The following is an 11,366-nucleotide window of genomic DNA, read 5'->3' as shown; positions in this document are numbered from 1 at the left end:
TGATTCTCAAGTGGTGGAAGCAGCATAAACCAGATGAAGGATACGAGATCATGGCAACTTCAGACGCTCAATCGTTCGATCAGGCTAAAAGCGAAAAACGCCCCACAACACCCAAGGTCAGCTGGGATGACTCTCAAATGGCCAGCAGTTATGCCAACGTCGTCAATGCCGTCAGCAGCCGTGAAGAGTTCACACTGTTTTTCGGCACCAACCAAACCTGGAACGCCAGCGACAAAGAGCTGGTTGTTCATCTCACCAACCGCATCATGCTCAACCCTCATGCTGCCAAGCGCCTGCTCACCTTGCTGGCGGCGGTAATGAAGGAACATGAGCGTCGATACGGCGAAATCAATATCGAGCCCACCGCAGCCAAACCGGCCGCGACTGCAATGAACGGCTGAAGGAGCTGAGGCCATGACCGCTCAGCGGGCAGGCTTGCTTGATAGTGTCAGCTGGCGCCAACTCACCCACTCAGTGGAAGACAGCGAGTTTTTCTCGGGCTGGCTGACACTGCAGATTGAAATGGTGGGCGGTGTTGTCAGCGGTATTATCGTTTTTGCCCCGCCGGGTGAAGAGCGCTTTCGCCCGGTGGCGGTTTGGCCCGCGGGCCGCACACCCTTGCCAACACTCATGCAGGCGACTGAACAGGCACTGGCCAGACGTCAGGGGTTGGTTCGGCGCCTGGAAGCTGACCAAAGTACGGATGCCACTCATAGCCTGGCTTTTCCGGTTATGGGAGAAGATCGTGTGTGTGGTGTGGTGGCACTTCTGGTCCGAAGGGAAGACGACGCGGATCTCCAGGCGGCACTGAGACAGCTGCAGTGGGGGTCTGCATGGCTGGAAAAGCACCTGCTTCAGGATGAAGTGGGAGAGCTGCGCCAAGTCGTTGACCGAGCCGGCCATGTGCTGGAATTGGCAGCCTTGGCGACAGATCACGAACAGTTCGGCGTCGCGGGTAATCTTGTCCTGGTGGAGCTTTGCAGCCGCTTTCAATGCGACCGTGTTTCCCTGGGACGCCTGCATGGCCAGCATATCCGTATGCTGGGAATATCCCATACGGCCAATTTCACCCGGCGCATGAACCTGGTGCGTGCGCTGGAATACTCTATGGAAGAGGCGGTCGATCAGTCGCGTGAAATCATCTATCCCCAAAACAAAGATACCGAGCCTGCGGTGTGTCGCGCCCATGCTGAATTGGCACGCCTGCATGGAACCGGTGGCAGTATTCTCAGTATTCCACTGGTCTCAGGTGACCGGATTTTCGGTGCCATGACCTTTGAATTCCCGGAAGGGCGTGAACTGAGTGAATATGACCTGGATACCTGCAGCGCGGCATCCGGGCTGGTGGGGGCCATACTGGATGCCAAGTGGCAGAATGATCGGCCTTTACCGGCCAAGGTGCTGGGGGCATCCAGACAAGGGCTGGGGCGTATTTTCGGGCCGGGCTACCTGGGCCGTAAGCTGTTTCTGCTGGGCCTGCTTTTGCTTGTGGTGTTTTTCCAGTTTGCCGTGGTGCCGTTTCGGGTCACCAGTGATGCCGTGCTGGAAGGGGAAGTACAACGAATTTCGGCAGCACCTTTTGATGGCTTTATCGCCCAAGCCAATGTGCGGGCAGGGGATGAAGTACAGCAGGGCGACGTGCTGGCACAGCTGGATGATCGGGACCTGCAGCTGGAATTACATGCCTGGCAAAGCCGACGTATTCAGTACAGAACCGAGATGCAGCAGGCCCGCGCTGAAGGTGATCGCGCTGCAATCGGTGTTCTGGGTGCTCAGATTGAAGAAGCTGACGCGCAAATTGGTCTGCTTGAGCAGCGTATTGAGCGTACCCGCGTAGTAGCGCCCTTTGATGCCCTGGTCGTTGCCGGTGATCTCAGCCAGTCCCTTGGCAGTGCCGTGCGCCAGGGCGACACCCTGTTTCAGTTAACGCCGCAGGAAGGGTACCGCATCGTTGTGAAAGTGGATGAACGCGATATCAGTGAAATGCAAAGCGGGCAAACGGGCGAGTTGATTCTGTCGGCACTTCCGGATGACCGTTTTCCCCTTCGAGTGGAGCGCGTAACACCGGTGACTCAGGCGGAAGAAGGAGGCAACTTTTTCCGAGTTGAAGCCCGACTGGAGAACCAGGGGGAAGGGCTCAGGCCCGGCATGGAGGGGGTAGCCAAAATCGAAGTGGGTGAGCGCAAGCTGATCTGGATCTGGACCCGGCGTTTGGTCGGCTGGATACAGCTGCAGCTCTGGAAATGGATGCCTTAGGCAAATGGGGGTGAACCATGGCCGAGCAGCAGAACCCCTATTGGTATCGTGTTGCCAGCCTTAGGCCACGGCTTAGACCTCATGCACATCTGCATCGCCAGAAGCAACGAGGGCTTATCTGGTATGTGCTGCAGGACACCGCTTCCGGACGCAATTTCCGTTTTACCCCGCAAGCCTATCAATTTCTGGGACTGCTGGATGGCAGGCGCAGTGTTGAAGACGCCTGGTTGCACTCCCGCCGTGTGCTGGGAGAGGAGGCGCCAGAGCAGGAAGACATCATCCGTCTGTTGTCACAGTTGCACTCTTCGGATCTGCTGGATGGCTACCAGCTGCCTGATCCGGAAGAAGTATTCACACGTGCCAACAAGACCCGCAAGCGCAAACGCTTGCAGCAATACCTTTCCCCGTTGGCGCTGCGTATTCCCCTGCTTGACCCTGAGCGGTTCCTGCAGAAAACACGTCCGCTGGGGCGTTTGCTGTTTTCCCTGCCCGGTGCGTTGATCTGGCTTGCAGTATTGCTGGCGGGCGGCTGGGTAGTGGTTGCCGAGTTTGATGCACTTACCGACAACCTTACTGATCGGGTGCTGGCGGCGGACAACATCCTGATCATCCTGATTGCCTTTCCCTTACTGAAGCTGGTGCATGAGTTTGGGCATGCTTATGCCGTATCACGCTGGGGTGGGGAAGTGCACGAGATGGGGGTGATGTTTCTGGTATTCATGCCCATTCCCTATGTGGATGCATCCGCCGCCTCGGTTTTCAGAAGCCGTTGGCAACGTGCCTGGGTGTCGGCGGCGGGGATGTATGTGGAAATGTTTATGGCGGCACTGGCCGTGATCGGCTGGTCATTGATGGAGCCGGGAATGCTGCGCAGCATTCTGTTCAATATCGCCCTGATCGGCAGCGTGACCACCTTGCTGTTTAACCTTAATCCACTGTTGCGATTCGATGGCTACTACATCCTTGCCGACGTCATCGACATTCCGAACCTGGGCACCCGAGCCAACAAGCATTTTCAGTATCTGTGCCAGCGGTATTTGCTGGGGCTGGAGGATGCTGTTTCACCCGCGATTGCGAAAGGGGAAGCGGCCTGGTTCTGCTTTTTTTCCGTGGCGTCTTTTTGCTACCGCGCCGTGGTCGTGAGCCTGATCGCGCTCTTTGTGGCGGGCAAGTTTTTTATCATCGGTGTCCTGTTGGCATTGCTGGCGGTGACCATGATGGTTGTTGTCCCGCTTACCAAACTGTTCTGGTTCCTGCTGACCAGCTCCAGAATGCATCGACGGGGGGCGCGTGCTTACCTTGGAGCCGGCCTGGCGTTTACTGTCATTGCAGCCGGCATTTTCATGCTGCCCTTCCCGCTAACGACTTACGCGGACGGGGTGGTATGGGTATCGGAAGATGCCGAGGTTACCACTTCCGAAAGCGGTTTTGTTCAGGCCGTACCTCATCCCTCCGGCAGCTTCGTCACTCAAGGTCAGCTGGTGTTGCAACTCTCCAATCAGCAACTGGAAATGGAGCTGATGGCGGCACTGGCCCGGCAAAAAGCATTGCTGGCTCGCTATGCTGCAGACCGTGCCCATGACCGTGTTCGCTCACAGTTGACAGCCATTGAACTGCGCCACAACCAGACCCGAATTGATGATCTGAGACGCAGGTGGGAGACCCTGTCCCTCTATGGCCAGAAAAGCGGAACCTTGTTGGTGGGCAATACCCGGGATATGCCCGGTAGCTTCATCCACAAGGGGGAGGTACTGGGTTTTGTTGTTTCCGAGCAGAGTGTGCGTATCCGCACGCTGGTCGAGCAGGGAGATGCCGGGCTATTGCGGGACCGGCTGCAGGGCGTACGCGTTTTGATCTCGGATAACCTGCAGCAGGAGTACGGTGCGCGTATGGTGCGTCAGACCCCCGCTGCAACGGACCAGCTGCCATCACCGGTGTTGTCCACTCAGGGTGGGGGACAAGTGGTATTGAGGCCGGATGCCACCGAGGGGGATGCCCGCGCCATGAACACCCTGTTTCATGTCGAGCTGGCTTTCGAGCAAATGCCTGACAGGCCCAAAGTGGGACAGCGTGTACATGTGAAGTTTCTTCTGGGGTATGAGCCGGTGGGCTACCAGTTGCTGCGGCGTGCCCGTCAGCTGTTTTTGTCACGGTTCCAGTTGTGAGGTGAGTGATGAAGGTGCGCAGTGCCATTCTGTATCCCGAGCGACATGCATTTGAGCCTCACTCCCCTCTGTTGGAAAGGCTGGGAGCGTTTTGGCAGGGACGGAGTAAGCAGCTCGCAAACGATAGGGCTGACGCTTCGGTTTTAAAGCATCTCAAGGCATCCGCGGATCAAAAAGGGCTTCAAACTCTGTTACTTGAGCAGGCCGATACGCCCCGGCAGCGGGCGCAATTGGCATTGCAGCTGCTTTCGCCAGCACTGAATCAGCTGGACCCTGATAGCTCTGTAACCACGCCTGAACTGGCGCTGGCAGAGCAGCTGCTGAATGGAGAATGTCTGGCCTGGCCAGGTGTAGAAAGCCGTTGGCGGGTGGCGACCATGGCTGCTGCAGCGCTCACACTCTCTGGAACGCCTGTTCAGGTGGTGCATGCAACTCAGGCCGGAGCTCAGGAAACCTGGTTAGTGGCAGAGTCATTCTATCGTCAGCTGGAGGTGCAGGCGGGGTTGATCCAGCCGCGAATGAGCGCGAGCCAACGCACTGCTCTGTATGCCGACGGGATCACACATGTATCGATCAGTGAGCTCATGCTGGATTATCTTCGTGATCGTCGTCTCAGTGATGCATACGAAGGTGAGCAAACCCGGCGCATCAAGCGTTGTCTCACTCATTCGGGCATCAGTCGGTCACTGATTCTACCCGGCTTGAATCATGCCATTTTGGTGGATGGCCGTAGCCTGTTGTGTGAGTCGGCAATGACCTCGGTTGTCGCCAGTGATCGAATGGAGCTGAATGAAGAGGAGATGCTCACCTATGCACTGGCAGGTATTGCTGGGCAGCTGGCCGATTCGCGGGACTACACTCTGGAAAATGGGGCTGTAGAGCTGACAGCCGAAGGGCGGCAGCGCCTGTTGTTATTGAGCGAAACCCTGCCTCAGGGCCTGCGTCAGCAGATCGGTTTGGAACAGCAGGTTGTGCTGGCACTTACGGCATTCAAATGTCTGCAGCCAGAGCAGGATTATCAGTTTCAGGACGGGCAGCTGATATTGCGAGAAGGACTGTTTCCCGGAGGAGAACACGCTGCTTTAAAAGCCTATCTGGCCGTTCGGGAAGGATATCGACCCGGACAAAATCTGTCTCTGTCGGGACGCCTGAATTACAGGCGCTTCCTGCAGCGCTATCGCCACCTCTATGCACTGGTTGACCGGGCAGACGATATTGCTGCTGAAATTCAGGAGCACTATCACCTCAGGGTTAAGGCTGGCACCAAAACTGATCTACCCCTGCCCTCAGTGATTTGTGATACCTCTGCCGAGGCGATTACCTATCTGCTGGAACAGGTGAAGCAGCAAGCGCAGAGATCGGGCGTGGTGATCTATGCCGGTCGCACGGCCGATGAGGCACTGCCAGTGTTGGCTGCGCTGGATGAGTCAGGTTTGGCCTTCGATGAAATGAATGAAACAAGCACGGCCACCCCGGCATCGGGTATCGGGGTGCTGAGTGCCAGTCACGATTGCCTCGACAAGCTCAAACAGGGCGTTTTGGCTGATTGGCCCGTTTATAGCTTCCAGCCCCTGTTTGTTCAGGACGGCTACTGGGTAGCGGCCTGGGATGCACGCCCCATGTCATTGCTGTCACCGCTGGAAAAAAGCCTGATGAATCCGCGGTCGGGGCATAAGGCCGTCAGTGGGTGGTCGCTTCGTCTGCTGCAGTCTGCCTTTCGTCGTGAAGCAAAAGAGCAGCGTGCATTAAGGCACTCCATGATGGCCGCAGATGAACACTATCGTCACTTGTTGAGCTTTACCGGCAACGAGGAATAGGAGCTGAGTCATGCTGAGAACAGTCACAACGGTGTTGGTGCTGACGGGCTCCATGTCGTTAATGGCACAGGAGCCGAGTTTCGAGTGCCTGATCGAGCCCTGGGTGGAAGTGCGTCTGGGGGCTGAAACCCAGGGCATTTTACAAGAGGTTGAGGTTGAGAGGGGGGATCAGGTCACCAAGGGGCAACTGGTTGCAAGGCTGGTGACCGATGTTCAGGAAGCGACACTGGCGCTGGCCAAAGCCAGGGCTGAAAATCGCCTGCCGATTGAAATTGGACGTGCCCGTGCGCGTTATGAGGCCGTCTCACTGGGCCGCAAGCAGGAGCTGCATGGCAAGCAGATGATTTCGGACCAGGAGGTGGATGAGGCCCGCATCACGACCCGTTTGGCACGGCTGCAAACACAGGATGCCGAGGTGCAGCACCAGTTGCAGCAGCTGGAGTTGGGAAGGGCCGAAGCCCTGGTGCGTCAGCGGGAAATTCGTAGCCCCATTGATGGCCTGGTGGTCGATCGGACACTGGTGCCGGGTGAGTATGTCACTGAAGGCGAAAAGGTGGTGGCGCTGGCGCAAATCAATCCGCTACGGGTTGAGGCTTATCTGCCACTCTCCATGATCGGTAAGGTTCACAAAGGCAGCAGCGTGACAATCTATCCATCGCCTCCGGTAGGGGGAGAGTATGCGGCCGTGGTGCATGTGGTCGACCGCGTGGTGGATGCCGCCAGTGGCACTCTTGGGGTCAGTATTCGGTTGGAGAACCCGGATCAGCTGACACTGGCAGGTATCGGTTGTCGGGTGCGTTTTGAATCTGCGCAAGGGGCTGCTCTGGCAGCCCACTGAGCAGAATGGGATTAGAGTGAGAAGCGCTGCAGCAAGGCCTGCTGTTCGCGTGCATATTCCAGCAGTTCGCGGCTGCTGCTGGACGCCTGGCGAGCCCCTTCGGTGGTTTCCTGAGCGGTATCGTTCAGCCCGTTCAGAGTCTGGCTGACTTCTTCCACTGCGTCGGTCTGCTGTCGGGCCGCTTCGGTGATTTGGGTACTCAGGCTGCCGATATGGGCAATGGCGCCGTTCAGTGATTCCAGCGATTGCTGCGATGTGTTGGCGTGCTCTACACATTGCTGCGTCTGGCCATAGCTGGACTTCATCACTGTTACCACACGCGAAATGCTGGTTTGCATGTTCTCCACCATGGACTGGATTTGGCCTGTGGAGTTTTGCGTACGGCTTGCCAGTTCGCGCACTTCATCTGCAACCACGGCAAAGCCGCGGCCGTGTTCACCGGCACGCGCTGCTTCGATCGCAGCGTTGAGAGCCAGCAAATTGGTTTGTTCGGCGATATCACGGATGGTGGACAGGATGCTGTCGATTTCAGTGCTGTAGCTCGCCAGCTGATCACTCACACTGACGGCCTGCTGGATACCTTCGGCCTGGGTGTTAATGCTGGTCAAAGTAGCTTGCAGGTTATCGGTCAGACTGTGACTCAGGCCCTCACACTCGTGTACGGCACTGAGGGTGGTTTGGCTGTGGCTGGCCACTTCCGCCACGCTGCTGGAAATTTCGGTGGCTGCCGAAGCAGTCAGTTGCAGCTGGTCGCTCTGGTGTGACATGGCCTGAGTAGTCTGCTCGCTGACGGCAGAGCTCTGGCTGGCAACACTGGCCAGGTGCTCGGAGCCACGTGTAATCGTGGTCACCATTTCTCTCAGTCCGGCCACCACATCGTTGAGTGACTGGGCCAGCTCACCAAATTCATCCTTGCGCTGATCGTCAAAGCTGACGCGGAGGTCCCCGTCACGCAGCGCCGAGAGCTGCTGACGAATGGCGCTCAACGGCTTGCGCAGGGCCTGAATGGTCAGCAGGGCGATAATCGAAGCCAGCAAGATGGCGGAGCCGGTGACCACCAATATGATCAGGTTACTGAATGACTGGGTTTGCTGACCCTTGTCCCGTGCTTCGTTGGCGCTGGTTTTTGCCTGGGAAACCAGTGCTTGAGAGGCCAGGGTAAATTCATCTACCAGGGTTGAAAGCGCCTGAAGTGTTTCGCTCAATTGGGCGCGGCTGTCGAAAACGCGGTTGTGCAGGGCAATCACACCCTCATCGCCAAAGAGCATGGATTCCAGGCGTTCTGCCAGAGGCGCAATCTGTTTGGCACGGGGCGAAACCTGGGCAAACTTTTCCAGTACTTCAGGCAGGCTGCCCTGATTGCTGGCGGCATCGGCGTTCAGACGTTCCAGCTCACCATGACGCTGGAAGTTAAACAACATGAAACGGTAGCTGTTGGCCGTGCGTGTAACCTGGCGGATGCGCTGAATACCGTCACTGTTTTCTGAAGACGATAGGTAGTTGCGTGCCCAGCTGGTAAGCGCATCGTTCTGGGTGAAGAACTGGATGGACTGCTGCGATACCTGCTGGCTCAGCTGACGCTCTTCTTCATGCAACTTAAACAGGGTGGATGCCAGCTGATCCAGCTCAACCGCCTGCTGCTGCATCTGTTTCAGCAGAGTTTGCTCTTCACCCTGTGATTGCAGCTGCGCTGCGAAGCTGTCCAGCTTTTGGGTCAGCACTTTGTAGCTGTCCTGATAATCCGCGCGGTAAGCCTCGAAAGACGATTGCTCACGTTGTGCCAGGGTGCCATATAGATTGGTCGTAGCGGTTTTCAGTGCTTCGGTTTGCTCGTAGCTGTTTTCGGTGAGCGGCAAAACCCGGTCCGTGACCAGACTGAGTCCATCGCCAAGCGTGCGGCTGGCATACAGGCCGGCGGCACCCACCAGAATGATGAATAACACGAGGAGCGCGAATCCGAGCATGATTCGCTGGGTAATATACAGCTTCATGGCAACCCTGCAGTTATTGTTATTAAAGGGTGTTCTTTTGGATTAAGGGTATTTGCTTACGCCGGTGGTGTAAATAGCTAAAAGACTGTCGCAAGCTTCTATCACTTATGGGGTGGATCAATGATCACGCATTTTTCCCCATCGAGGCCGGTTTTACGCTGGTCATCGCTGTACATGGCGATTATTCTTCGTGATTAAGCTGTTACTTAATTAACCTGGGACGGGTCTGATGTTCAAGTACACTCCGGATAAGAGATCAATCCGCTTTCGCATCGGCAAGGCACTGGAAAAAAGCCTCGAAATGATCGGTATGCGCACCCTTGATGCGCAGTTCATGTTTTCCTACATCCTGATTTTCGTACTGACAGCCCTGATTGGTGTATCGGTGTGGATGACCGGTAGCGACGATGCCACCGCCATCAATGTGGCGGGTAAACAGCGCATGCTGAGTCAACGACTGGCCAAAGAGACCTTGTTGATTCAGCAGGGTGCAGTGGATACAGGTCTGGCCCAGGCGACCATTCGCAGCTTTGAAACGGCCCATAGGGCGCTGTTGAACGGCAATGCCGGTCTGGGGATCAAGGCGGCGTCAGAGGTCGACATTCGCAAGCAGCTTGAACATGTGGGCACGTTGTGGCGTGACTACCGTGCCACTGTGGAGCAGCTGGTGAGCGGCTCCGATGGCAATACGGAAGCCCTGGGGCGCCTGCAGAAACAGTCCCTCTCGGTGTTAACCGAAATGAACAAGGCCGTGGGCATGATGGAGCAGCGCTCCATTGCCGAGCAGGCACTGTTGCAGAACCTGGCTCTTGCCGTGACTGCGGTGGTGCTGATCCTGATTGTGATGGGCCGCATGTTTGGTTTGACCGTGATGTTCCGTCAAATCAAAAACCTGCGTGACCATCTCAGAGTACTGGCGGAAGGCAACTTTTCGGTGCCTATTGAGGTGGATAACCCCAATAACGAGGTGGGCCAGAACTACAGCGCTTACAACGGCATCATTCTCGAAATTGGTGAACTGCTGCACAAGGTAGGTCAGACCTCTGGCCGCATCAGTACGGGCGTCAGCCAGATTAACTCGGCGCTGGGGGATACAGACCGTGGCGTCAGCGATCAGCAGGCGCAGGTCGAGCAGGTTGCAGCCGCCATTACAGAAATGGCCTCCACCGTGCAGGAAGTGGCACATAGTGCCGCCAATGCGGCCACGTCTGCCGAAGCCGCCAATGAATCGGCGAAAGGTGGACAGCAGCTGGTGGCGACGGTCAGTGACCAGATCGGCAGTGTGGCGGATCAGGTGCGCCAGTCCGGTCAGGTTATTCACGAACTGGCCCAGGGCAGCGAGGAAGTCAGCCAGATCCTGGACGTCATCACTGGCATCGCCGAGCAGACCAACCTGCTGGCCCTGAATGCGGCTATTGAAGCGGCGCGTGCGGGCGAGCAGGGGCGTGGCTTTGCGGTGGTGGCGGATGAGGTTCGTACCCTGGCGCAGCGTACTCAGGAGTCCACCAGCAATATTGCCCGTATTGTTGAGCGCCTGCAGCAGCATTCCTCTTCAGCGGTGCACTCCATCGAGACCAGTCAGAAGATGGCCGAAGAGAGTGTGGCCAACGCTGAAGAAGCACGTAGTGTGATTCTGCGTATCGTCGATGCGGTGTCCGTGATCAACGATATGAACACCCAGATCGCAACGGCTGCAGAAGAGCAGAGCCAGGTGGCCCAGGATATGGATCGCCATATCACTGGCATTGCGGATCAGGCGCGCAGAACATCCATCTTTTCGCAGCAGAGCGTTCATGTGACACACAGCATCAATCATCATGTGGATGCGCTGATGGAGGAGGTGAACCGCTTTGAAACCAATGTACAGGGGGTGGATCTGAGCGCGGCCAAGTCAGCTCACCTGTCCTGGAAAACCCGTCTGCGCAGCTATCTGGATGGCAAGGCGACGCTGAAAGAGAGCGAAGCGGTCTCCCACATGGACTGCAAATTCGGCAAGTGGTACTACAGCGAAGGCAAGGAAAAGTACGGTCAAATGAACGAGTTTCGTGCGATTGAGGCGCCACATGAACGCTTGCATGCCAAGGTGCGCGAGGCCATTCAGTTCCAGAATGCCAACGACCATGCCGCGGCTGAGCGTTGTTATGATGAAGTAGCCGCTATCTCCGGTGATATCGTCGACAAGCTGACCGAACTGGAAGACCGTGTGCAGCAAGTTGGCTAGATCGACAGGCAGCTTGACCTGAAACGCGTACAAAAAAACGGGTGGCCTTGGCCACCCGTTTTACGTTGAGCATTACCT

The 11,366-nt window shown here is 56.8% G+C and carries 7 protein-coding genes; 6 read left to right on the top strand and 1 reads right to left on the bottom strand.

The window, feature by feature from the left end:
• Nucleotides 1-50 precede the first annotated feature (50 nt).
• The 5 genes from BW956_RS10385 to BW956_RS10365 are packed head-to-tail and all read left to right on the top strand — an operon-like array spanning nucleotide 51 to nucleotide 7,076.
• Entirely contained in the window at nucleotides 51-401 is a 351-nt protein-coding gene (locus tag BW956_RS10385; RefSeq protein ID WP_076462711.1) for a DUF3467 domain-containing protein, read from the top strand.
• A 13-nt stretch (nucleotides 402-414) separates the two neighbouring features.
• The gene (locus tag BW956_RS10380) at nucleotides 415-2,256 is read left to right on the top strand and encodes a GAF domain-containing protein (protein WP_076462710.1); all 1,842 of its coding nucleotides are present in this window, start codon (nucleotides 415-417) and stop codon (nucleotides 2,254-2,256) included.
• 17 nt (nucleotides 2,257-2,273) lie between these two features.
• Nucleotides 2,274-4,421 (top strand): hypothetical protein, encoded by a 2,148-nt coding sequence (locus BW956_RS10375; RefSeq protein WP_076462709.1) that lies wholly within the window; start codon nucleotides 2,274-2,276, stop codon nucleotides 4,419-4,421.
• A gap of 8 nt (nucleotides 4,422-4,429) precedes the next feature.
• Entirely contained in the window at nucleotides 4,430-6,238 is a 1,809-nt protein-coding gene (locus BW956_RS10370; protein ID WP_076462708.1) for a hypothetical protein, read from the top strand.
• Between the two features lie 10 nt (nucleotides 6,239-6,248).
• Nucleotides 6,249-7,076 (top strand): efflux RND transporter periplasmic adaptor subunit, encoded by an 828-nt coding sequence (locus BW956_RS10365; protein WP_083703024.1) that lies wholly within the window; start codon nucleotides 6,249-6,251, stop codon nucleotides 7,074-7,076.
• An 11-nt stretch (nucleotides 7,077-7,087) separates the two neighbouring features.
• Here BW956_RS10365 and BW956_RS10360 read toward each other — a convergent pair whose 3' ends face one another.
• Nucleotides 7,088-9,067 (bottom strand): methyl-accepting chemotaxis protein, encoded by a 1,980-nt coding sequence (locus BW956_RS10360; RefSeq protein WP_076462707.1) that lies wholly within the window; start codon nucleotides 9,065-9,067, stop codon nucleotides 7,088-7,090.
• 229 nt (nucleotides 9,068-9,296) lie between these two features.
• On the opposite strand from BW956_RS10360, the gene BW956_RS10355 reads away from it, so the two are divergent.
• Nucleotides 9,297-11,288, top strand: coding sequence for a methyl-accepting chemotaxis protein (locus tag BW956_RS10355; RefSeq protein WP_076462706.1), 1,992 nt, complete (start codon nucleotides 9,297-9,299; stop codon nucleotides 11,286-11,288).
• Nucleotides 11,289-11,366 lie beyond the last annotated feature (78 nt).

This window comes from Marinobacterium stanieri (assembly GCF_900155945.1).
In the GTDB taxonomy this organism is placed as follows: Bacteria; Pseudomonadota; Gammaproteobacteria; order Pseudomonadales; family Balneatricaceae; genus Marinobacterium; species Marinobacterium stanieri.
Note: the sequence above shows the minus strand (reverse complement) of the source record. Positions and strands in the feature narration are given on the sequence as shown.